The sequence below is a fragment of the Mycobacterium kyogaense genome, assembly GCF_003254575.1.
Lineage (GTDB): Bacteria > Actinomycetota > Actinomycetes > Mycobacteriales > Mycobacteriaceae > Mycobacterium > Mycobacterium kyogaense.
The window spans coordinates 183,384-205,534 of record NZ_QJUA01000005.1 but is presented as its reverse complement, the minus strand read 5'-3'; the positions used below and the strand labels follow the sequence as shown (position 1 = coordinate 205,534).

The following is a 22,151-nucleotide window of genomic DNA, read 5'->3' as shown; positions in this document are numbered from 1 at the left end:
TTCTACTCGCCCTCGGTGTGCTCGAGCAGGTCCTCGTGGATCTCGCGCATCGCGATCGAGAGCGGCTTCTCCTGCAGTCCCGGCTCGACGAGCGGGCCGACGTACTCGAGGATCCCGTCACCGAGCTGGTTGTAGTAATCGTTGATCTGACGTGCACGTTTGGCTGCGTAGATCACCAGCGCGTACTTGCTCGACGCGCGGTCCAGCAACTCGTCGATGGGCGGGTTGGTGATGCCCAACGGCGTGTCGTAGGCGCTGGCGGCGGACGGATCGAGGTCCACGGCGGCCAGCCGCGTGTCGGCGTGCGGGGTGCTCACGAAAAAGATCTCCTGGCGATTCGAATCGAGAAATTCACTACTGATCAAGACTGATCGGGACGCACCGGTGTGCGGGCCACCAGCAAGGATACCAACGCAGCGCACGCCGATTCCACTTCCGTGTTGACGACGACCTCGTCGAAGTCGCCCTGAGCGGCCAATTCGGTGCGGGCGGTCGCCAGTCGGCGGGCCATCACCTCGGCAGTCTCGGTGCCGCGGCCGGTCAATCGGTGCTCCAGTGCCTCCCAGCTGGGTGGCGCGAGGAACACCGTCAACGCCTCCGGCATGGCGGCCTTCACCGCCCGCGCCCCGGCCAGATCGACCTCGATCAGTACGGGACGGCCCTCCGCCGTGGCGGCGCGGACCGGGGCGGCCGGCGTACCGGAACGGTGTAAGCCGCCGTGGATCTCCGCCCACTCCAGCAGCTCACCATCGTCGATGAGCTGCTGGAATCGCTCGGGCGAGACAAACGAATAGTCGATGCCGTCGATCTCGCCCGGCCGCGGCGCCCGGGTGGTCACCGACACGCTGAAGTGCAGGTCGGCGACGCGATCCCGCACGCATTTCACGACGGTCGATTTACCGACGGCAGATGGGCCGGACAGCACCAGGACCGGAGCCCGTGGGTGCGTATCCGGCCCCCCGCCTTCGCTCACTGACCTCCCTTTACGAGAAGTCGAACTTTTCCAGCAGGGCCTTGCGCTGGCGATCACCCAGGCCACGCAGCCTGCGGGTCGGGGCGATCTCGAGCTCGGTCATGATCTCCTGCGCCTTGACCTTGCCGACCTTGGGCAGAGCCTCCAGCAGAGCGGAGACCTTCATCTTGCCCAGGACCTCGTCGGTCTCGGCGTCCTTGAGGACCTGCTTGAGGTTGGTGCCGCCGCGCTTGAGCCGATCCTTGAGCTCGGCACGCGCTCGACGTGCGGCAGCAGCCTTCTCCAACGCTGCCGCGCGCTGTTCGTCGGTCAACTGGGGAAGGGCCACGGGTTCCTCCGTATCGTCACCATCTGTTTTTCTCTCGACTGGTCGTGGTGGATCGCGAACCAGCCAGCGTGGACGACCGTACCCACGCGGGCTGACGAAAGCTAACCCCACCCCCGGGTTCTGCGACCAAAAGCCCAGCGTGTAGGGCGCAACGGGGTGAGCGGCGGGCTCGGCGCGTCGGCGCGGCGAGCGCTTGCCGAAATCGACCGCTGCGACGGAAACCCCTGCTCATGAGCTGTTTTCTCGCGAACTCGGGATGACGGCCGTCGCTGACCATTTCGTCAACCGTTGTCACACCCGCCACAGGCGGGTGTGTCGAGAAATTTTCCCTGGTCAGTCGCCCTCGGGCGTGTCGCAGCAGCTCTGCTCAGCCCTGCAGATAGGCAACCGCGTCGCGCATGCGTTCGGCTGCCGCGCGCACCGCTGCCGGGTCCGGACCGGCCCGCAGGACCTCGCGGGAGACCGCGGGCAGCAGTTGTCCCGGCAGGGCCCCTCCCAGGCCCGCCAGCGCCTCGGGGCGGCCGCCCTGCGCCCCGACGCCGGGCACCAGCACGGGCCCACCCAGGGCGCTCACATCGGGCGGGTCGACCAACGTCGCGCCGACGACCACACCCACCGACCCGTTCCGTCCGCCGGCGTTGACCGCGGCGGCGGCGTCGACGATCGACTGGGCGATCGTGCGCCCGCCGGCGTCCGCCCGCTGCAGGGAGGCGCCCTCGGGATTGGAGGTGGCCGCGAGCACGAACACGCCCCGCCCGTGGGCCTCGGCGGTGTCGAGCAGCGGCTGCAGCGACCCGAAGCCCAGATACGGCGACGCCGTGACGGCGTCGGCGGCCAGCGGTGACTCCCCCGCCCAGGCGGCGGCATAGGCGGCCATCGTCGAGCCGATGTCGCCCCGTTTGGCGTCGGCGAGCACGAGCACGCCCTCGGCGCGCAGCGCGGCGATCGTGCGCTCCAACACCGCAAAGCCCGCCGACCCGTAGGCCTCGAAGAACGCCACCTGCGGCTTGACCACCGCGAAGCCCGCGAACGCCGCGACACAGATGTCGCTGAACCGGGCCAGCCCGTCGACGTCGGTGCTCAACCCCCAGTCCCGAAGCAGTTCGGGGTGCGGGTCGATGCCCGGGCACAGCGGGCCGCGACTGGCCATCGCGTCGGACAGCCGGTCACCGAACCCGCCCACCGGTCAGGACCCCAGCGCGCTGTGCAGCTCCTGCAGCGACATCACGCCGATGTCTCCGCGGATGCTGGCCTCGATCCCCTGCACGGCCGCGGACGCGCCCTGCACCGTGGTGACGCACGGGATGTTCATCGCCACGGCGGCCGAGCGGATCTCGTAGCCGTCGATGCGCGGGCCGGAGTTGCCGTACGGGGTGTTGATCACCATCTGCACGTCGCCGGCCTTGATCGCGTCGACGGCCGACACCGGGGGCCGGTCCGGGCTGGGCTCCTCGAAGTGCTTGCGCACCTCGTCACACGGAATCCCGTTGCGGCGCAACATCTCGGCGGTTCCTTCGGTGGCCAGGATGTGGAATCCGAGATCGGCGAGACGCTTCACCGGGAACACCAGGGACCGCTTGTCGCGGTTGGCGACCGACACGAACACGGTGCCCTGGGCGGGCAGCGAGCCGTAGGCGGCCGTCTGACTCTTGGCGAACGAACTCCCGAAGTCGTGGGCGATGCCCATCACCTCTCCGGTCGACTTCATCTCCGGGCCGAGCAGCGAATCGATCTGGCTGCCGTCGTGCTTGCGGAACCGGTGGAACGGCAGGACGGCTTCCTTGACCGCCACCGGGGCGTTGCGCGGCACCGTCGCTCCGTCGCCCTCGGCGACGAGCAGACCTTCGTCGCGCAACCCGGCGATCGTCGCGCCCAGCATGATCCGCGCGCAGGCCTTGGCCAGCGGTACCGCGGTCGCCTTCGAGACGAACGGCACGGTACGGCTGGCGCGGGGGTTGGCCTCCAGCACGTAGAGCACGTCGTCTTTGAGGGCGTACTGCACGTTGAGCAGGCCGACCACGCCGACGCCGAACGCGATCGCCTCGGTGGCGCGGCGCACGGCCTCGATGTCGCTGCGGCCCAACGTCACCGGCGGTAGCGCACAGGCAGAGTCGCCGGAGTGGATGCCGGCCTCCTCGATGTGCTCCATGATGCCGCCGATGTAGACCTCGGTGCCGTCGCACAGTGCGTCGACGTCGATCTCGATGGCGTCTTCGAGGAAACGGTCGACGAGCACGGGGTGCTCGGGTGAGAGTTGGGTGGCCCGGGTGATGTAGCCCTCGAGGGTGCCCTCGTCGTAGACGATCTCCATGCCGCGCCCGCCGAGCACGTAGGACGGCCGCACCAGCACCGGGTAGCCGATCTCGGCCGCGATGCGGCGGGCCTGCTCGAAGCTGGTCGCCATGCCGAAGCGGGGTGCGGGCAGACCGGCGTTGGTGAGCACCTCGCCGAAGCGACCGCGGTCCTCGGCCAGGTCGATCGCCTCGGGCAGCGTGCCCACGATCGGCACGCCGGCCTTCTCCAGGCGCGCCGCCAGCCCCAGCGGGGTCTGGCCGCCGAGCTGGACGATGACACCGACGACGCCGGGGCCGCCGCGTCCGGAGTACTGCTCGGCGAAGTAGACCTCGAGGACGTCTTCGAAGGTCAGCGGCTCGAAGTAGAGCCGGTCGGCGGTGTCGTAGTCGGTGGAGACCGTCTCCGGATTGCAGTTGACCATCACCGTCTCGAACCCGGCCTGGCTCAGCGTGGTCGCCGCATGCACACAGCTGTAGTCGAACTCGATGCCCTGCCCGATGCGGTTGGGGCCGGAGCCGAGGATCAGCACCTTGGGCTTCTCTGCCTGCGGCGCCACCTCGCTCTCGGCGGCGGGATCGAGTTCGTAGCTGCTGTAGTGGTACGGCGTCTTGGCCTCGAACTCCGCGGCGCAGGTGTCGACGGTCTTGTACACCGGATGGATGCCGAGGCGGCGGCGCAGTGCACGCACCCCCTCCTCACCCGCCAACTCCGGTCGCAGCGCCGCGATCTGACGATCCGAGAGCCCGTTGTGCTTGCTCCGCCGCAGCAGATCCTCACCGAGCACCGGCGCATCGATGATCTCGGCGCGCAGCTCGACCAGACCGCTGATCTGGTCGACGAACCACGGGTCGACGCCAGAGGCCTCGGCGACCTCTTCGACGCCGGCGCCGAGCCGCAGCGCGTATTCGATGTCGTAGAGCCTGCCGTCGGTGGGGGTGCGCAGGCGCTCGAGCACCTCGTCCACGTTTGCGTCGTCGTCGGCACCGGTCCAGAACCCGAGTTTCGTGGTCTCCAGGGACCGCATCACCTTCCCGAGCGCCTCGATGAAGTTGCGGCCCAACGACATCGCCTCGCCGACCGACTTCATCGTGGTGGTCAACGTGGCGTCGGCGCCGGGGAACTTCTCGAACGCGAACCGGGGCGCCTTGACCACGACGTAGTCCAGCGTCGGCTCGAAACAGGCCGGCGTCTCCTTGGTGATGTCGTTGACGATCTCGTCGAGCGTGTAGCCGATGGCCAGCTTCGCGGCGATCTTGGCGATCGGGAAACCGGTCGCCTTCGATGCCAGCGCACTCGAGCGGGACACGCGCGGATTCATCTCGATGACGATGAGCCGGCCGTCTTTCGGGTTGACCGCGAACTGGATGTTGCAGCCGCCGGTGTCGACCCCGACCTCACGCAGGATCTCGATGCCCAGGGTCCGCATGGTCTGATACTCGCGGTCGGTCAGCGTCATCGCCGGCGCGACGGTCACCGAGTCCCCGGTATGCACACCCATCGGGTCGAAGTTCTCGATCGAGCACACCACCACGACGTTGTCGTGATGGTCGCGCATCAGCTCGAGCTCGTATTCCTTCCACCCGAAGATGGATTCCTCGATCAGCACATTGGCCGACGGGGATGCGGCCAGGCCGTCGCCGGCCATCCGCTCGACGTCCTCGGCGGAGTACGCCATACCCGAGCCCAGGCCGCCCATCGTGAAGCTGGGCCGCACGACCACGGGCAGGCCGAGGTCGGCGACGGTGTCACGCACCTCGTCCATCGTGAAACACACACGGCTGCGCGCGGATTCACCACCCACCTTGGCCACGATGTCCTTGAACTTCTGCCGGTCCTCGCCGCGCTGGATGGCGTCGAAGTCGGCACCGATCATCTCCACGCCGTAGCGCTCCAGGGCACCGTTCTCGTAGAGCGAGACCGCGGTGTTGAGCGCGGTCTGCCCGCCGAGGGTGGCCAGGACGGCATCGATCTTGTTGCCGCGCTCGGCCTGCTGGGCGATGACCTTCTCGACGAACGCGGGCGTGATCGGCTCGACGTAGGTGTTGTCGGCGTACTCGGGGTCGGTCATGATCGTCGCCGGGTTGGAGTTGATCAGCGTGACCTGCAGGCCCTCGGCGCGCAGCACACGGCACGCCTGGGTGCCCGAGTAGTCGAACTCGGCGGCCTGACCGATCAGGATCGGCCCGGACCCGATGACCAGGATGTGCTTCAGATCGGTACGGCGCGGCATCTATTTCTCTCCCGCCATCAGGTCGATGAATTGGTCGAACAGGTAGTTGGCATCGCGGGGGCCGGCTGCGGCCTCCGGGTGGTACTGCACGGAGAACGCCCGCCCGTTGGCCAGCGCCACGCCTTCGACGACCCCGTCGTTGGCGCACGTGTGGGTGACCACCGCTGTGCCGAACGGCGTGTCGAACTCTTCGCCGGCCTCCCCCTCGAGGGCGAAGCCGTGGTTCTGCGCGGTGATCGACACGCGCCCGGTGGCGTGGTCCATCACCGGGATGTTGATGCCGCGGTGCCCGAACGTCATCTTGTAGGTGCCCCGGCCCAGCGCCCGGCCCAGGATCTGATTGCCGAAGCAGATCCCGAACAACGGTGTGCCGGCGTCGATCACCTGTTTGGTGACTTCCACCAGGTGATCGGCGGTGGCGGGGTCGCCCGGTCCGTTCGACAGGAAGACGCCATCGGGATGCAGGTCGGCGATCTCCGCGAAGTCGGCCGACGACGGCAGCACGTGGGTGCGGATGCCGCGCTCGGAGAAGTTGCGGGGGGTGTTGGTCTTGATGCCCAGATCGAGTGCCACCACGGTGAACCGTTGCGTGCCTGCAGGTTCCACGACGTAGCGGTCGGCGGTGCTGACCTCCCCGGCCAGGTCGGCACCGAGCATCGAGGCCTGGTCGCGTACCCGGGCCAGCAGCTCCTCGGTGTCGGCGAGGGCTTCCCCGGAGAACACGCCGGCCTTCATCGACCCACGGCTGCGCAGATGACGCACCACCGCACGGGTGTCGATGCCCGCGATACCGACCACACCCTGGCGGCGCAGTTCGTCGTCGAGGGTCCCGGTGGCGCGCCAGTTCGACGCACGCGGCGAGGGGTCGCGCACGGCGTACCCGGCGACCCAGATCTTGTCGCCGCGGCTCTCGCTGTCCTCGTCGTTCCAGCCCGTGTTGCCGATCTGCGGCGCCGTGGCCACCACGATCTGGCGGTGATAGCTGGGGTCGGTCAGGGTCTCCTGATAGCCAGACATGCCGGTGGAGAACACCGCCTCGCCCAGCGTCTCGCCTTCTGCACCGAATGGTGTGCCGGTGAAGACCCTGCCGTCTTCGAGCACGAGCACGGCCACGTTCGCCGTCATGCCACCTCCTCGGGGAGCCATTTCGAATAGTCGCGCCGGTTGTCGGCGCGGAAGCCGGTGTCGATCTCCACCCCGGTGGGCAGCCGCCAGCGGATCGCCAGGATGCCGTCGTGGGTCAGGGCTTTGCCTGCGAGGCTCTTCTCCGCTCGGATGTCGGTGATCATCTCGTCGGGAATCCAGATCGGCCCGGCGCCGGTGCGCTGCATCATGATTCCCTCGGGGTACCGCGTCAGCACGGCTTTGGCGCGGAAGCCGAGGTCCGCGGCGGCGACCCGGTCGTTCCAGTTGGGAACGAGGGTGGACCCCACGTAGAGGCCTCGGGTCGGCGAGATGATCGCCGAGCCGACGGTGTCGGGGAGCTGCGGCAGCGCACCCAGCAGTTGTGCCTGCCGCTCCGCGCGCCGCCGCCAGCCGCGCAGCATCGCGCCGATCAGCACCGCGATCAGCAGGGCCAGGACCGCGGCCATGATCAGCGAGGCCACCAGGGTTGCGGTGTTCATGCGCCCGCCTTCCCGTCGCGGGCGGTGATCCTGCCGCGCAGCAGAGTCGCGGTGACGACGGCGGGCAACTCCATCTCCTCGTACGGGGTGTTGTCGGAGCGGCTGGCCAACGCCGAGCCGGTGACCGTCCATCGCGCATCCGGGTCGACGACGGTCAGGTTCGCGGGCTCCCCCACCTCCAGCGGGCGGCCCTGATCGGGCAGGCCGACGATGCGCGCGGGCGCCTCGCTCATCACCCTGGCGACGTCGCGCCAGGTCAGCAGGCCGGGCCGCACCATCGTCTCGACGACCACCGACAGCGCGGTCTGCAACCCGAGCATGCCGGGGCGGGCATGGGCGAATTCACACATCTTCTCGTGCTCAGCATGGGGCGCGTGATCGGTTGCGACACAGTCGATCACACCGTCAGCCAAGGCTTGGCGCAGCGCGACGGCATCGGCAGCCTCGCGCAGCGGCGGGTTGACCCGGTTGCGGCCGTCGTAGTCGGCGAGTCGGCTGTCGTCGAGCAGGAGGTGGTGCGGGGTGACCTCCGCGGTGATCGCGATGCCCTGTTCCTTGGCCCACCGGATCAACTCGACGGTGCCTGCCGTGGAGGCGTGGCAGATGTGCACCCGGGCGCCCGCGTCGCGGGCCAGCAGCGCATCGCGGGCCACGATGGATTCCTCGGCGGCCCGCGGCCACCCGGCCAGGCCGAGCAGCGCGGCGGTGGGACCTTCGTGCGCGACCGCGCCCACGGTCAACCGCGGCTCCTCGGCGTGCTGGGCGATCAGCACGCCCAACCCGGAGGCGTACTCCAGCGCACGGCGCATCACCAGCGGATCGTCGACGCACACCCCGTCGTCGGAGAACATCCGGACCTTGCCCACCCCGGCGGCCATCAGCCCCATCTCGGTGAGCTGCTTGCCCTTCAGCCCGACGGTGACCGCGCCGACCGGGTGCACGTCGACCAGGCCGACCTGCTGACCGCGGTGCCACACATGGTCGGTCACGACCACGGAGTCGGCCACCGGGTCGGTGTTCGCCATCGCGAACACGGCGGTGTATCCGCCCAGTGCCGCTGCCGCCGAACCGGTTTCGATGTCCTCCGCGTACTCGCGACCGGGTTCGCGCAGATGGGTGTGCAGGTCAACGAAGCCGGGCAGCAGGATCTGACCGGCCGCGTCGATGATGTCGTCACCGGTGAGTCCCGAGCCGATCTCGGCGATCTGGCCGTCGTTGACGAGCACGTCGACGGGATCGCCCTCGCCGTAGAGGAGCACGCCCTTCAGTACGACCTTCATGCGCTGATCGCCTCCACTTCGGTACCGACGAGCAGGTGGAACAGCACCGCCATCCGGACGTGCACACCGTTGGAAACCTGTTGCAGCACTGCAGATTGCGACGAGTCGGCGACCGAGTGCGCGATCTCCATGCCGCGCAGCATCGGGCCGGGATGCAGGACCACCGCGTGCTCGGCCAGTTGCGCCTGACGCTTCTCCGAGAGGCCGTAGCGCACCGAGTACTCCCGCGACGACGGGAAGAAGCCGCCGTTCATCCGCTCGGCCTGTACCCGCAGCATCAGCACCGCATCGGCGAGCGGCAGTTCGGCGTCGAGGTCATGGGAGACGGTGACCGGCCAGCCCGCGACGCCGACGGGCAGCAATGTCGGCGGCGCGACGAGCACGACTTCGGCACCGAGGGTGCGCAGCAGCGCCACATTGGAACGGGCGACGCGGCTGTGCAGGACGTCCCCGACGATCACCACGCGCTTACCGTCCACGGAGCCGAGCCGCTGCCGGATGGTCAACGCGTCGAGCAGCGCCTGGGTGGGGTGCTCATGGGTACCGTCGCCGGCGTTGATCACGCTGGGTCCGCCGGTCTCGTCGAGGGTCCAGGCGGCGAGCTGCTGCGCGGCGCCCGAGGCGGGATGGCGCACGATCAGGGCATCGGCCCCGGCAGCGCGCAGCGTCAGGGCGGTGTCGCGCAGCGACTCCCCCTTGGCCACCGACGATCCCGACGAACTGACGTTGATCACGTCGGCGCTCATCCACTTGCCCGCCACCTCGAACGACACCCGCGTGCGGGTGGAGTTCTCGTAGAACATCGTGATGATCGTGCGGCCGCGCAGCGTCGGCAGCTTCTTGACCTCGCGGCCGAGCAGCGCCTCGCGGAATCGGTCGGCATCGTCGAGGATCGCGGTCGCGTCGTCACGGCTCAGATCGGCCGCCGTCAAAAGGTGCTTCACCGTTGCGGACCTCCATGCGGTGCGATGCGGACGCCGTCGTGGCCGTCGTCTTCGGTGAGCCGCACCTTGACGTTCTCACTGCGCGACGTCGGCACGTTCTTGCCGACGTAGTCGGCGCGGATCGGCAGTTCGCGGTGACCGCGGTCGACCAACACCGCGAGTTGCACCGCGCGGGGTCGGCCGAGGTCGCGCAGCGCGTCGAGGGCCGATCGCACCGACCGGCCGGTGTAGAGCACGTCGTCGACGAGGATCACCAGCGCGCCGTCGATGCCACCCTGCGGGATCGAGGTCGGCGCGAGCGCACGGGGCGGCTTCGACATCAGGTCGTCGCGGTAGAGGGTGGTGTCCAAGGCGCCGTGGGCGACATCGGTACCGCTGAATTCGACGATGTTGGCGGCCAGTCGAGTGGCCAGTGTCACTCCGCGAGTGGGGATTCCGAGGAGGATGACCCGCGGCGCCTCGGGCGCGTCCAGAGCGGTCTTCTCGATGATCTGGTGGGCGATGCGGGCGATCGTTCGGCTCACGTCCGCCGCGGACATCAGTTCCCGGTCAGTGGTGGCAGCCACGTGTAACCCGGACCTCCTTCTCCGCCTCACGGGACGGTCGTTAAAGGACGGTCAAATCGCGGCAAGGCTATCACTGCGCGCAGATGTCGGCACCGCTGACCTACTCTGACGCGATGAACCTCGACCGCAATCAGACCTCCATCGTCGAGGCGATCGACGCAGGGCTGCTGGCCGGAGCCGTCACACTCGTGTGGCGCGGCGGCGAGGTGCTGCAGGTCAACGAACTGGGATACCGCGACGTCGACGCCACACTGCCCATGCAGCGCGACACCCTGTTCCGTATCGCGTCGATGACCAAGCCGGTGACGGTGGCCGCGGCGATGACGCTGATCGAGGAGGGCGCACTCGCGCTGACTGACCGGCTGGCGACGTGGTTGCCGGAGATGGCCGACATGCGGGTGCTCGCCGATCCCGCCGGCCCGCTCGACCGGACCGTGCCGGCCCAGCGGCCGATCACGATCGAGGACCTGATGACCCATCGCAGCGGGTTGGCCTACATGTTCTCGATCCGCGGTCCGTTGTCCGACGCCTACCGCAAGCTGCCCGCCCGCCAGGATCAGGACCGCTGGCTGAGCGAGCTGGCGGCGCTTCCGTTGGTGCACCAACCCGGTCTGCGGATGACCTACAGCCACGCGACCGATGTTCTCGGGATCGTATTGTCGCGCCTGGCGGGCAAACCGCTCACAGAGGTCCTGACCGAACGCATCCTCGAGCCACTGGGCATGTCGGACACCGGTTTTCACGTCGGTCCGACGGGGCGGCGACGCGCGGCGACGATGTATCAACTGACCGCGGACAACACGCTGCACCACGACGTGATGGGGCCCGCCCCCATCGTGGACCCACCGTTCTGTCAGGGTGGCGCGGGTCTGTGGTCGACGGTCGACGACTACCTGGCCTTCGCCCGGATGCTGCTGGCGGGCGGCACGGTGAACGGGGTGCGGGTGCTGTCCGAGGAATCGGTGCGGTCGATGCGGACCGATCGCCTGACCGATGAGCAGAAGCGCCACGACTTCCTGGGAGCGCCGTTCTGGATCGGCCGCGGGTTCGGCCTGAACCTGTCGGTGGTCACGGACCCGGCCAAGTCGCGGCAGCTGTTCGGGCCGGGCGGCGTGGGCACGTTCTCGTGGCCCGGGGCGTACGGCACGTGGTGGCAGGCCGACCCGACGGCCGACGCCATCCTGATCTACCTCATCCAGAACATGCCGAGCCTGTCGACAGACGCTGCGGCGGCTGTCGCGGGAAACACCTCGCTGGCCAAGCTCGCGAGTGCGCAGCCGAAGTTCGTGCGACGAACGTACGAGGCGCTCGAGTTGTAGGCGCTTGTTGTCGGAGGGGCCTTGTACCGTCTGAGGCATGCTCGCACAGGTGTTCGATTTCGACGGGTCGGCCTCGGAGGCTGAGCTGCGCGAGGTCGTGGCCCGCTGCGAACGACTGAAGGCGCAAGCTGCGGCGGCGCAGGCTCGCGCCACCGCATTGTGGGCCGAGAAACGCCGCGCCGCCGAAGCGGCTTCCGGGATGCCGGCGCGGAAACGCGGGCGGGGGTTGGCCTCGGAAGTCGCGCTGGCACGGGCGGATTCGCCGGCCCGCGGCAATCAGCACCTCGGCTTCGCGCAGGCGCTGGTGCACGAGATGCCCCACACCCTGGCCGCCCTGGAAGCCGGGGTGTTGACCGAGTGGCGGGCCACGCTGATCGTCAAACAATCCGCCTGCCTCACCGTCGAAGACCGCCGGACCCTCGATGAGGAGCTGTGCGCCGACCGGCAGGCCCTGGTCGGGTTGGGCAATGCCCGGATCGAGGCCGCCGCGACCGCGATCGCCGCCCGCCTGGATGCCGCCGCGGTGGTGCAGCGCAACGAAAAAGCCGCCCAGAGCGCCTCGGTGTCGACGCGTCCCGCACCGAACGGGATGGTCTACCTGACCGCGCTCATGCCGCTGACCCAGGGCATCGGGGTGTACGCCGCGCTCAAGCGCGAGGCCGACCTGTGCGGCGATGGCCGCCCCCGCGGGCAGATCATGACCGAGACCCTCTACCACCGAGTCACCGCCCGCCCGGCCGAGGCGCCGGTGCCGATCGCAGTCAACCTGGTGATGGCCGACACCACGCTCTTCGGTGACGACGACAGCCCCGGCTGGGTCGAGGGTTACGGCCCGGTACCGGCGGCGGTGGTACGCGACCTGGTATCCGATGTGGTGACCGACGAGGCAGCAAAAGCCACGTTGCGGCGGCTCTACCGCCACCCTTCGAGCGGGCAACTCGTCGCCATGGAGTCACGGGCCCGCATCTTCCCGGCCGGGTTGGCCATGTTCATCGGGCTGCGCGATCAGACGTGTCGCACCCCCTACTGCGACGCCCCGATCCGCCACCGCGACCACGCCACCCCCGCACGCCACGGCGGCAAAACCTCAGCACTCAACGGGCTCGGCGCCTGCGCGGCCTGCAACTACGCCAAAGAAGCGCCCGGCTGGCACGTGACCACAACCGACTCCGACGGCCAACACAGCGCCGACTACACCACCCCCACCGGCGCGGTCTACCACTCCACCGCACCACCGCTGCCCGGACCGTCGATACGACGGCAGCGCTACAGCGTCATCGAAGGCGGGCTCAGCATCGACATCGTGGAACTGGGCGTCGAACTGAGTGCTCGCTCGAAACGCTCCGCCTGACGCTGACAGCTGCTGGCGCGCAGTACCTTACGGGGTATGCAGAACCCCACCGTGCTGATCAACGGTGCCGGTATCGCCGGTCCGTCGCTGGCCTTCTGGCTGAACCGTGCGGGCTATCGGGTCATCGTGCTCGAATTGGCGTCCGACATCCGGCCCGGCGGCCAAACCGTGGATCTGCGCGGCACCGGCCGCGACGTCGTGGAGCGGATGGGACTGCTCGACCAGATGCGCGCGCGGGCGCTCGAACAGAGCGGCGCGGCGTGGGTGAAGTCGGATGGCAGCAGACGGGCGGAGATGCCGGTCACCGCGTTCGGCGGCAACGGCCTGGTGTCGTCGCTGGAGATTCTGCGCGGCGATCTCGCGGCAGTGCTCTACGAGGCCACCCGCCACGACGTCGATTACCGGTTCGGCGCCACGATCACCGGCCTCGAGCAGGACGAGAGCAGGGTCGTCGCGACCTTGGCCGACGGCACCCGCCTACCCGTCGACCTCGTCGTCGGCGCAGACGGGCCGCACTCGGCCGTGCGCCGCGTCGCATTCGGCCCCGAAGAGAAGTTCGCCCGCCCCCTCGGCGGCTACCACGCGTGGTTCACCGCCCCGGACACCGTCGGTCTCGACGGCTGGTTCCTGCTCTTCCAGGCGCCCGGCGGCCTGAACGCGTCGATGCGTCCGTCGCACGACCCGGCAATAGCCAAGGCGGGCCTGGCTTTTCAGTCCGAGCCACTGGACTACGACCGCCACGACATCGACGAGCAGCGGCAGATGCTGGTCGAGCGTTTCGCCGGAGCGGGGTGGCACTGCGATGCACTGCTCGCCGCCGCAGCAGACGCCGACGACTTCTACTTCGACGCCTTCGCGCAAGTGCACATGCCGACGTGGTCAGCGGGGCGGGTGACGTTGGTCGGCGACGCCGGCTACTGCGCGTCTCCGCTGTCGGGCATGGGCACCAGCCTGGCGCTCGTCGGTGCCTACGTGCTGGCCGGGGAACTCGGGCCCGCGGAGCACCTCGACACCCATCGACTCTCGTCGGCATTGGCGCGCTACGAAGAGGTGATGCGTCCCTACGTCGACCGGTGTCAGGACCTTCCGCGTGGCGTCGAGGGTTATGCGCCGATGAAGGAGTCCGACATCGTCATTACCGCGGCGGTGATGAAGTGGTGCCAGCGTTGGCCGTTCCGGTCGGTCGCCGAGAAGAAGTGGTTCACCACTGCGGATTCGATGGCGCTGCCGGACTATCGCTGAGCACTCCGAGTTTCGCGGCCAGGTCCAGGATCGCTTCGGCGCGGGCCCGGGTGGGGCCGGCGCTGCCGTCGTACTGGCTGGTGGGGGCGTCGAGACGCGCCAACGTCGCACGCGCGCTGTCGATCTCATCGGATGACGGACTCATCAACGCGTTGATCGTGCCAGCGTGTTCGCCGTCCAGACACAGCCGGCCGGTCATACCTGCCGCCTTGGCCACCTCGGTGTCGCGCGGCAGATCGGCGGCGTTGACGCGCAACGTCGGACCGTCGATCGGCGCAGGCAGACCCGCCGCCCTGCTCGCGATCACCAGGCGGGCACGCGGGTAGGCCAGCACCATCGGATCGGCGCACATGCCGGTATCACGACGAAAGTCTCCGATTCCGAACGCAATTCGGGCGCACGAGCGCGCGATCTCCAGAGCGGACTCGATCCCGAGCGCGGACTCGATCAACGCGACCACCGGCGTCCCGGTCGGCAATCGCTGGGCGGTCGCGACCACATCGTGCGCGGATTCGACCTTCGCGAGCATGATTCCGCGCAGACCCGGCGCCGCAGCCACCACATCCAGGTCGGCGTGCCAGTCCGGCGTGCCCGCGCTGCTGATCCGGACCCAGGCAGAGCCATCGCCGTACAGCCACTCGGCGACAGCCCGTCTCCCGGCGGGTTTTTCCGCAGCGGGAAGCCCGTCCTCGATGTCGAGAACCACCACGTCGGCATCCGACGGCAAAGAGCGGAAGAAACCCGGGCGTCCCGGCTGCAACAACCAGGTCCTCGCCAGCGACCAGTGCGGCCGGCGAACACAGTGTGTTTCAGGAAAGACCGTCACCCTTGTGATGGTCGCCGACCCACCCGGTCAGGTCCAGGTTGCGCACATTTAGTTCATCGCGGGCAACACGAGAGTTCACCCGTTGGCGCCGGTCGCGCCCTCAGTGCCGTTGCTCACCGCACGCACCGCCTCCGCGGCGGCCCGGATCTGCGGTGTCACCAGCATCACCTGGCCGAGCACCCCGTTGACGAAACCCGGCGAGTCGTCCGTCGACAACCGCTTCGCCAGCTCGACCGCCTCGTCGACGGCCACCGGCTCGGGCACGTCCTCGGCGTGCAGCAACTCCCACACCGCGACCCGCAGGATCGCGCGGTCCACGGCGGGCAGCCGATCCAGCGTCCAGCCCTGCAGATGCGAGGAGATGAGATCGTCGATGTGCGCCCGATGCTCCGTGACGCCCCGCGCCACCGTCACCGTGTACGGATTCAGCGGCGCAAGCCCCTCATCGTCAGACCAATCGCCGGTCTGCTTCTGCGCCAACGCATTTCGCGCCTCAGCGACCTCAGCCGGGGTGATGTCGCGGGCTTCTGCCTCGAACAGCAGATCGACCGCGCGTTTGCGGGCCTGATGCCGGCCCCGGTCACCACGCCGGTCAGCCATTGACCCTTCCCAAGTAATTCCCGTCCCGCGAGTCCACCTTCAGCTTGTCGCCGGTGTTGATGAACAGCGGCACCTGGATCTCGGCGCCCGTCTCCATCGTCGCGGGCTTGGTGCCCGCACTCGACCGGTCGCCCTGCAGCCCCGGCTCGGTGTGGCTGACCAACAGCTCGACCGTCACCGGCAGCTCCAGGTACAGCGCGGTGCCGTCATGGAACGCGATCTGCACGGGCATGCCCTCGAGCAGGAACCCGGCCAGCCGGCCGACCAGAGCTTCGGACAGCGGGTGCTGCTCGTAGTCCTCGGAATCCATGAACACGAAGTCCGCGCCGTCGCGGTACAGGTAGGTGGCGTCGCGCCGGTCGACGGTCGCGGTCTCCACCTTCACCCCGGCGTTGTAGGTCTTGTCGACGACCTTGCCCGACACCACGTTCTTGAGCTTGGTGCGCACGAAGGCAGGGCCCTTGCCGGGCTTGACGTGCTGGAATTCGACGATCTGCCACAGCTGGCCGTCGATCTGCAGGACGAGCCCATTCTTGAAGTCGGCGGTCGATGCCACGGTGGGGTGTACTCCTAGCGTCTAGAGGATCATCAGGTCCTTGCCGAACCTGGTCAGTAGTTCGGGCCCCTCCGGGGTGACCGCCAGCGTGTCCTCGATGCGGACGCCGCCGCGGTCGGGCAGGTAGACACCGGGCTCGACGGTCACTGCGGAGCCAGCAAGCAGTGTACCGGCGGCGGCGGTGTTGATTCCCGGCGCTTCGTGGATCTGCAGGCCGACCCCGTGCCCGAGGCCGTGGCCGAAGTTCTCGGCGTAGCCGGCATCGGCGATGACCTGCCGCGATGCGGCGTCGACGTCGCGCAGCACCACCCCGGGCGCCAGCGCCTCCCGGCCCGCCCGCTGCGCATCGGCGACCAGGCCGTAGATGTCGTGCTGCCACTGCGCCGCGGGCGCCAGAACGAACGTGCGCGTCATGTCCGAGTGGTAGCCGCCGACGAGCGCGCCGAAGTCGATCTTGACGAAGTCGCCGGCGGCGAGCACCGCCTCGGTCGGCCGGTGATGCGGGATGGCCGAGTTCGCCCCGGTCGCGACGATCGTCTCGAACGACGCGCCATCGGCGCCGTGCTCGAGCATCAGCGCCTCCAGCTCGTTGCGCACCTGCTTCTCGGTGCGCCCCGCGCGCAGGCCGCCACGCTGCACCAGATCCTCCAGCGCCGCATCCGCGGCGTCGCACGCCCGGCGCAGCAGCTCCAGCTCAGCCGAGTCTTTGACCTCCCGCAGCGCCTCGACCATGCCGGCGGCACGCGTGAACTCGACCTGCTCCCCTGCGGCCTCGGTCAGCCCCGTGAATGCGTCGACGGTGACCACGTGACTCTCGAAGCCCAGCCTGCGTACCCCGTCCGCGGCAGCCCGCGCCGCCAGGTGCGGTCCGCACGCCCGCTCGATGACGACCTCCGCGTCAGGCGCCTGGGCGGCCGCCTGCGTGCGGTAGCGCCCGTCGGTGGCCAGCACCGGCGTGTCGCGCTCTGCGAGGACCAGCAGAGCCGCGTTGGAGCCGGTGAAACCAGACAGATAGCGAACGTTGACCAGGTCTGTCACCAGCACAGCGTCGAGTCCGGCGTCAGCCAGACGCTGGCGCAGCCGGTCGCGGCGGGCGGAAATCGTCACGGCCGCTGACGCTACTCGCTAAGGTGAGGCCCCATGAGCAAGTGGCTGCTGCGCGGACTGGTGTTCGCTGCCCTGATGGTGATCGTCCGATTGCTGCAGGGAGCGCTGATCAACACCTGGGAAACCAAGGCCGGTCTGATCAGCGTCGTCCTGGTCGTTCTGTATGCGATCGCCGTCTTCGTGTGGGGCTACATCGACGGGCGCGCCGACGCCCGCGCCAACCCCGATCCGGACCGACGTTCCGATCTGGCGATGACGTGGCTGCTGGCCGGGCTGTTCGCCGGGGTGGTCAGCGGTGCGGTCGCCTGGTTCATCGGGGTGTTCTACAAGAACCTCTACGTCGAAGGCCTGCTCAACGAGCTGACCACGTTCGCGGCGTTCACCGCGCTGCTGGTGTTCCTGTTTGCGATCATCGGCGTCGGCCTGGGCCGCTGGCTGGTCGACCGTAAGACGCCGAACACGCCGCGTCGCCGCGACGGTGACGACGACCGGGCCGACACCGACGTGTTCGCCGCCGTGCGCGACGACAGGGACGTGCAGGACTACGACCGCCACCACGAGGACGCCGAGACCGAGAGGCACACCTCCCCCGTCGCCGTCGCCGAGCACGACGACGACACCGAGAAGACGCGGCGCGAGAACTAGCTGCTCTCGCGCGCCACCTCGGCGTAGGCCGCCGCCAGCAGCGACGGGTCGGGCCCCTCCAGGCGACCCGGTTTGGCCAGCCCGTCGAGGACCACGAACCGCAGCACACCGGCCCGGGTCTTCTTGTCGCCCAGCATCGATTCCATCAGCGCGGGCAGCGCGTCGGCGTCGTAGCTGACCGGCAGCCCCAGCGAGGTCAGGACCGAGCGGTGGCGCTCGGCGGTCGTGTCGTCCAGACGTCCCGCGAGCCGGCCCAACTCGGCGGCGAACACGAGCCCGACGGACACCGCGGCGCCGTGGCGCCACTGGTAGCGCTCCCGCCGCTCGATCGCGTGCGCCAGGGTGTGGCCGTAGTTGAGGATCTCCCGAAGCGCGGATTCCTTCTCGTCGGCGGCCACCACCTCCGCCTTCACGGCGACCGCGCGCCGGATCAGCTCGGGCAGCACATCGTCGCTCGGGTCCAGGGCCCGCTGCGGGTCGGCCTCGATCATGTCGAGGATCACCGGATCGGCGATGAAGCCGGCCTTCACGATCTCGGCCATGCCGGCGATGATCTCGTTGCGCGGCAAGCTGTCCAGCGTCGCGAGGTCGATCAGCACGGCCGCCGGCTGGTGGAACGCGCCGACGAGATTCTTGCCGGCGTCGGTGTTGATGCCGGTCTTGCCACCCACGGCGGCGTCAACCATGCCGAGCAGCGTGGTCGGCACGTGCACGATGTCGATTCCGCGCAGCCAGGTCGCCGCGGCGAAGCCCGCCACGTCGGTGGCGGCGCCGCCGCCCAGGCTGACTATCGCATCCTTGCGGCCGATCCCGATGCGGCCCAACACTTCCCAGATGAAGCCGACCACCGGCAGCTCCTTGCCACCCTCGGCATCCGGGATCTCGATGCGGTGCGCATCGATTCCCTTGTCGGACAGGTGAGCTCGGATCGCTTCGGCGGTCTGGGCGAGGGTCGGCTGATGCAGGATCGCGACCTTGTGTCGGCCGTCCAGGACGCGGCCGAGATCACCGAGCAGACCGGTGCCGATGATGACGGGATACGGCGGGTCGGTACGGACCTCGACGGTCACCGGTTCGGTCACGGCACGTCCTTGCGTCGACACGGGGATCCTTTCCTGGCCGCCACCGCGGCGGGACTGGGTGGCGCCTCCGTCGACGGCGCCGCGGTCAATGACAGTGGGGCACGGCGCCACGACGGGCGGCGCCGCCGCCGGTCGGCCCGCGCTGCGGCCGGGTTGTCCAGCCGCGCGACGATGTGGCGCACCACCGCCGCGGGGTTGCGGCGGTTGGTGTTGACGCGCACGGTCGCCACCTGCCGATACAGCGGAACACGTTGTGACATCAGCGCTTTGAACTTCTCGGCCCGGTCGGGGCCGGCCAACAGCGGCCGCACGGTGGAGCCACCGGTGCGGCGCACACCTTCTGCCGCGCTGATCTCCAGGTAGATGACGGTCTGCCCGGCCAGCGCATCCCGCACGCCGGCCGTCGTGATCGCGCCACCGCCGAGGGACAGCACACCGTCGTGGGACGCCAGCGCCTCGCGGATGACGGCTTCTTCGATACGCCGGAATTCCGCTTCGCCGTCGGTGGCGAAGATGTCGGCGATCGTACGGCCGGTGCTCTTCTCGATCGCGGCGTCGGTGTCGAGCATCTCCACCCCGAGCGCCTTGGCCAACCGTCGGCCGATCGTGGACTTGCCCGAGCCGGGCAGCCCCACGAGCACGGCCTTGGGCGCCATCAGCCCGACGCCCTGACCCCGTCAGTGGCGGGTTCGCGCGCCGCGACGGCACGCAGGTAGGTCTCGATATTGGCCCGTGTCTCGGTCAGCGAGTCTCCGCCGAACTTCTCCAGGGCCGCCCGGGCGAGCACCAGCGCCACCATCGTCTCGACGACGACGCCCGCGGCGGGTACAGCGCACACGTCGGAGCGCTGGTGGATCGCGACGGCTTCCTGCCCCGTCGCCATGTCGATGGTCGCCAGCGCGCGCGGCACCGTCGAGATCGGCTTCATCGCCGCACGCACCCGGACCGGCAGTCCGTTGGTCATGCCGCCCTCCAGGCCGCCGGCACGATTGGTCGAGCGCATGACGCCGTCGGGGCCGGGATACATCTCGTCGTGCGCGACGCTGCCGCGCCGGCGTGCGGTCTCGAACCCGTCGCCGACCTCCACGCCCTTGATGGCCTGGATGCCCATCACGGCGGCGGCCAGCTGGCTGTCGAGCCGGTTCTCGCCGCTGGTGAACGAGCCCAGGCCGACGGGAAGGTTGTGGGCCACCACCTCGACGACACCGCCGAGGGTGTCCCCGTCCTTCTTGGCGGCTTCGATCTCGGCGATCATCGACGCCTCGGCAGCCGCGTCGAAGGCACGGACCGGGCTGTCGTCGATCGCCGCGAGGTCGCCGGGCTGCGGCGGGGGCCCGTCGTACGGCGTCGAGGCGCCGATGGAGATGACGTGCGAGACGACCTCCACTCCGAGCGCCTGCCGCAGGAAGGCCCGGGCGACGGTACCCGCCGCGACGCGGGCCGCGGTCTCACGCGCGCTGGCCCGCTCGAGCACGGGGCGGGCGTCGTCGAAGCCGTACTTGAGCATGCCGGCGTAGTCGGCGTGACCGGGGCGGGGCCGGGTCAGCGGGGCGTTGCGGGCGGCACTGTCGGCCAGCACGGCCGCATCGACCGGATCGGCGGCCATCACGGTTTCCCACTTCGGCCATTCGGTGTTGCCGATCTCGATCGCCAGCGGCCCACCCAGCGTCACACCGTGGCGCAGACCGGCGAGCACCGTCACCTGGTCTTGCTCGAACTTCATCCGGGCACCCCGGCCGTAGCCGAGCCGGCGACGCGCGAGCTGATCGGCGATGTCGGAGGTGGTCACCTCGACGCCGGCGACCATGCCCTCGACCATCGCGACCAACGCTCGACCGTGGGATTCCCCTGCTGTGGTCCATCGCAACACGTGTCCCAGTTTCGCATGAGGCGGCCGGGGTCCGGAAAACGGCGACTACCGCAGCGTGGGGTCAGTCAGCGCCATCACCACTGCCGCGGCCGCGGTCAGGCACATCGCCGGTCCGTGCGGCACCGGCGTAGGCACTCCGCGCAGCACGCGCATCCCACCCCACAGTCCCGTGAGCAGCGACGCACCGATGGCACACAGTGCCCACGCCTGCATGCCGAAGGCCCCGGTCAAGCCACCCACCCCCACTGCGAGCTTGACGTCGCCGGCACCGAGAGCGCCGGCCGCGCCCAGGTGCACGACGGCGTAGATCCCGGTCAGCGCCAGCGCGCCGAGCAGCGCTTGCTGGCCGTGCCCGGTCAGCGCGGCCACCACCAGGATCACCACCGCGCCGGGCAGCGTGAGCAGATTCGGCAGGCGGCGATATCGCAGATCGTGGACGCTCAACGCGATCAACCAGCCGGCCACCGCGGCGAACGCGAACTCCCCCACCCGTCGAGGCTAAGCGCCGGGCAGCACCGCTCTCATCGCCTCTTTGGGCGCTGGTAGTCCAGTGAACAGCTCCACCTGGGTGAACGCCTGATTGAGCAGCATCTGCAGGCCGCTGATGACGTGGCCGCCCCGCGCGGCAACAGCCGCGGCCAACGGCGTCGGCCACGGTTCGTAGATCGCGTCCAGCAGCACGGGCGTGCCGGCGAAGACTTCCGCGAACGGAGCGACGGCGTCGGCGGGGATCGTGTTCACCACCACCTGCGCGGCAGCGACGACATCGGCCACACCGGCTCCCTGCAGATCGCAGAACTCGGCGTCGACCCCACTGCGCCGCGCCACCTCGAGCGCGCCGGCGGCCTTCTCGGCGCTGCGTGCGACGACGGTGACGGTGCGTGTGCCGCGCGCCGCCAAGCCGGCCACGGCAGCCGGTGCGGTACCCCCGGAGCCGATCACGATGGCCCGCTCGGCGGGCGGCGCCTCGGCCAGCGCACCGGCCACGCCGTCGACGTCGGTGTTGTCCGCATGCCAGCCGGCCGGGGAGCGCACCAGGGTGTTGGCCGAACCCAGGAGCCGGGCCCGCTCGGTCGCCTCGTCGGCGAACTCGAGCGCCGCGAACTTGCCGGGCATCGTCACCGACACACCGACCCATTCCGGCCCGAACGCCGACACCAGCGCCGGCAGCTGCTCACCGGTGCACTCGATGCGGTCGTAGGTCCAGCCGTCGAGGCCCAGCGCCCGGTAGGCCGCCAGGTGCAGCTGCGGGGAGCGCGAGTGGGCGATCGGCGAACCCAGCACGGCCGCCCGGCGAGCGGCGCTCACCGCG

General features: G+C 69.5%; 22 protein-coding genes and 1 pseudogene. 4 read left to right on the top strand and 19 right to left on the bottom strand.

Translation table 11 applies throughout. The annotated features are described in order from the left end of the window. Nucleotides 1–2: 2 nt before the first annotated feature. The 10 genes from rpoZ to pyrR all read right to left on the bottom strand — a co-directional run bounded on the left by rpoZ (nt 3) and on the right by pyrR (nt 10,241). On the bottom strand, nt 3–317 hold the full coding sequence (gene rpoZ / locus DMB80_RS06285) for a DNA-directed RNA polymerase subunit omega (protein WP_043408498.1): 315 nt from the start codon (nt 315–317) through the stop codon (nt 3–5). A 44-nt stretch (nt 318–361) separates the two neighbouring features. After that, the gene (gmk, locus tag DMB80_RS06280; protein WP_046365760.1) at nt 362–973 is read right to left on the bottom strand and encodes a guanylate kinase; all 612 of its coding nucleotides are present in this window, start codon (nt 971–973) and stop codon (nt 362–364) included. Nucleotides 974–983: 10 nt separating this feature from the next. After that, nucleotides 984–1,301, bottom strand: a complete 318-nt coding sequence (mihF, locus tag DMB80_RS06275; RefSeq protein ID WP_003932123.1) for an integration host factor, actinobacterial type — start codon at nt 1,299–1,301, stop codon at nt 984–986. Between the two features lie 367 nt (nt 1,302–1,668). Beyond that, on the bottom strand, nt 1,669–2,484 hold the full coding sequence (gene pyrF / locus DMB80_RS06270; protein WP_111509035.1) for an orotidine-5'-phosphate decarboxylase: 816 nt from the start codon (nt 2,482–2,484) through the stop codon (nt 1,669–1,671). A 3-nt stretch (nt 2,485–2,487) separates the two neighbouring features. Then, entirely contained in the window at nt 2,488–5,826 is a 3,339-nt protein-coding gene (carB, locus tag DMB80_RS06265) for a carbamoyl-phosphate synthase large subunit (protein WP_111509034.1), read from the bottom strand. Continuing rightward, entirely contained in the window at nt 5,827–6,951 is a 1,125-nt protein-coding gene (gene carA / locus DMB80_RS06260; RefSeq protein WP_111509033.1) for a glutamine-hydrolyzing carbamoyl-phosphate synthase small subunit, read from the bottom strand. Continuing rightward, nucleotides 6,948–7,451 carry a PH-like domain-containing protein gene (locus DMB80_RS06255; protein WP_046365764.1) on the bottom strand — a complete coding sequence of 168 codons (504 nt, stop codon included), beginning with the start codon at nt 7,449–7,451 and terminating at the stop codon, nt 6,948–6,950. Before DMB80_RS06255 ends, carA begins: the two co-directional genes overlap by 4 nt. Further along, entirely contained in the window at nt 7,448–8,731 is a 1,284-nt protein-coding gene (locus tag DMB80_RS06250; RefSeq protein WP_111509032.1) for a dihydroorotase, read from the bottom strand. The genes DMB80_RS06255 and DMB80_RS06250 overlap by 4 nt, the downstream gene beginning before the upstream one ends. After that, complete coding sequence (locus tag DMB80_RS06245; RefSeq protein WP_111509031.1) at nt 8,728–9,675, bottom strand: aspartate carbamoyltransferase catalytic subunit; 948 nt, start codon at nt 9,673–9,675, stop codon at nt 8,728–8,730. The genes DMB80_RS06250 and DMB80_RS06245 overlap by 4 nt, the downstream gene beginning before the upstream one ends. Then, on the bottom strand, nt 9,672–10,241 hold the full coding sequence (gene pyrR, locus DMB80_RS06240) for a bifunctional pyr operon transcriptional regulator/uracil phosphoribosyltransferase PyrR (protein WP_111509030.1): 570 nt from the start codon (nt 10,239–10,241) through the stop codon (nt 9,672–9,674). The genes DMB80_RS06245 and pyrR overlap by 4 nt, the downstream gene beginning before the upstream one ends. 113 nt (nt 10,242–10,354) lie before the next feature. Here pyrR and DMB80_RS06235 point away from each other — a divergent pair, with 113 nt between their 5' ends. Genes DMB80_RS06235 through DMB80_RS06225 form a run of 3 tightly spaced genes read left to right on the top strand, consistent with a single transcriptional unit; the run spans nt 10,355 to nt 14,153 of the window. Then, a complete protein-coding gene (locus DMB80_RS06235; protein ID WP_111509067.1) occupies nt 10,355–11,560 on the top strand; it encodes a serine hydrolase domain-containing protein in 1,206 nt (401 codons plus the stop codon). Nucleotides 11,561–11,597: 37 nt separating this feature from the next. Beyond that, a complete protein-coding gene (locus tag DMB80_RS06230; protein ID WP_111509029.1) occupies nt 11,598–12,911 on the top strand; it encodes an HNH endonuclease in 1,314 nt (437 codons plus the stop codon). Nucleotides 12,912–12,947: 36 nt separating this feature from the next. After that, the gene (locus DMB80_RS06225; protein WP_111509028.1) at nt 12,948–14,153 is read left to right on the top strand and encodes an FAD-dependent monooxygenase; all 1,206 of its coding nucleotides are present in this window, start codon (nt 12,948–12,950) and stop codon (nt 14,151–14,153) included. On the opposite strand, the gene DMB80_RS06220 is transcribed toward DMB80_RS06225, so the two are convergent. The 4 genes from DMB80_RS06220 to DMB80_RS06205 form a co-directional block, all read right to left on the bottom strand. Continuing rightward, complete coding sequence (locus DMB80_RS06220; protein WP_338043856.1) at nt 14,113–14,862, bottom strand: HpcH/HpaI aldolase/citrate lyase family protein; 750 nt, start codon at nt 14,860–14,862, stop codon at nt 14,113–14,115. The two genes, DMB80_RS06225 and DMB80_RS06220, sit on opposite strands and share 41 nt — an antisense overlap. Before the next feature lie 192 nt (nt 14,863–15,054). After that, the gene (nusB, locus tag DMB80_RS06215) at nt 15,055–15,579 is read right to left on the bottom strand and encodes a transcription antitermination factor NusB (protein ID WP_111509026.1); all 525 of its coding nucleotides are present in this window, start codon (nt 15,577–15,579) and stop codon (nt 15,055–15,057) included. Continuing rightward, complete coding sequence (gene efp / locus DMB80_RS06210) at nt 15,572–16,135, bottom strand: elongation factor P (RefSeq protein ID WP_111509025.1); 564 nt, start codon at nt 16,133–16,135, stop codon at nt 15,572–15,574. The genes nusB and efp overlap by 8 nt, the downstream gene beginning before the upstream one ends. A gap of 21 nt (nt 16,136–16,156) precedes the next feature. Further along, nucleotides 16,157–17,242 carry a M24 family metallopeptidase gene (locus DMB80_RS06205; RefSeq protein WP_111509024.1) on the bottom strand — a complete coding sequence of 362 codons (1,086 nt, stop codon included), beginning with the start codon at nt 17,240–17,242 and terminating at the stop codon, nt 16,157–16,159. Nucleotides 17,243–17,275: 33 nt separating this feature from the next. On the opposite strand from DMB80_RS06205, the gene DMB80_RS06200 reads away from it, so the two are divergent. Next, nucleotides 17,276–17,887, top strand: a complete 612-nt coding sequence (locus DMB80_RS06200; protein ID WP_111509023.1) for a B-4DMT family transporter — start codon at nt 17,276–17,278, stop codon at nt 17,885–17,887. Here the strand turns inward: DMB80_RS06200 and aroB are convergent. From aroB to DMB80_RS06175, 5 genes and pseudogenes are all read right to left on the bottom strand, one after another. Continuing rightward, entirely contained in the window at nt 17,884–18,969 is a 1,086-nt protein-coding gene (gene aroB / locus DMB80_RS06195) for a 3-dehydroquinate synthase (protein WP_111509022.1), read from the bottom strand. The genes DMB80_RS06200 and aroB overlap by 4 nt on opposite strands. 134 nt (nt 18,970–19,103) lie before the next feature. Then, nucleotides 19,104–19,625: pseudogene (locus DMB80_RS06190) on the bottom strand (shikimate kinase); the annotation flags it as partial. Beyond that, the gene (aroC, locus tag DMB80_RS06185; protein WP_111509020.1) at nt 19,625–20,839 is read right to left on the bottom strand and encodes a chorismate synthase; all 1,215 of its coding nucleotides are present in this window, start codon (nt 20,837–20,839) and stop codon (nt 19,625–19,627) included. The gene aroC and the pseudogene DMB80_RS06190, both read right to left, overlap by 1 nt. Nucleotides 20,840–20,884: 45 nt before the next feature. After that, nucleotides 20,885–21,328, bottom strand: coding sequence for a prepilin peptidase (locus DMB80_RS06180; protein ID WP_111509019.1), 444 nt, complete (start codon nt 21,326–21,328; stop codon nt 20,885–20,887). Nucleotides 21,329–21,337: 9 nt separating this feature from the next. Then, nucleotides 21,338–22,147: a shikimate dehydrogenase gene (locus DMB80_RS06175; RefSeq protein ID WP_111509018.1), complete on the bottom strand. Its 810-nt coding sequence runs from the start codon at nt 22,145–22,147 to the stop codon at nt 21,338–21,340. Nucleotides 22,148–22,151: the final 4 nt, after the last annotated feature.

Coding starts and splice junctions, on each gene's coding strand:
- carB (WP_111509034.1), bottom strand. CDS start 5,826: ATGCCGCGCCGTACCGATCTGAAGCACATCCTGGTCATCGGGTCCGGG.
- carA (WP_111509033.1), bottom strand. CDS start 6,951: ATGACGGCGAACGTGGCCGTGCTCGTGCTCGAAGACGGCAGGGTCTTC.
- DMB80_RS06255 (WP_046365764.1), bottom strand. CDS start 7,451: ATGAACACCGCAACCCTGGTGGCCTCGCTGATCATGGCCGCGGTCCTG.
- DMB80_RS06250 (WP_111509032.1), bottom strand. CDS start 8,731: ATGAAGGTCGTACTGAAGGGCGTGCTCCTCTACGGCGAGGGCGATCCC.
- DMB80_RS06235 (WP_111509067.1), top strand. CDS start 10,355: ATGAACCTCGACCGCAATCAGACCTCCATCGTCGAGGCGATCGACGCA.
- DMB80_RS06230 (WP_111509029.1), top strand. CDS start 11,598: ATGCTCGCACAGGTGTTCGATTTCGACGGGTCGGCCTCGGAGGCTGAG.
- DMB80_RS06225 (WP_111509028.1), top strand. CDS start 12,948: ATGCAGAACCCCACCGTGCTGATCAACGGTGCCGGTATCGCCGGTCCG.
- nusB (WP_111509026.1), bottom strand. CDS start 15,579: ATGGCTGACCGGCGTGGTGACCGGGGCCGGCATCAGGCCCGCAAACGC.
- DMB80_RS06200 (WP_111509023.1), top strand. CDS start 17,276: ATGAGCAAGTGGCTGCTGCGCGGACTGGTGTTCGCTGCCCTGATGGTG.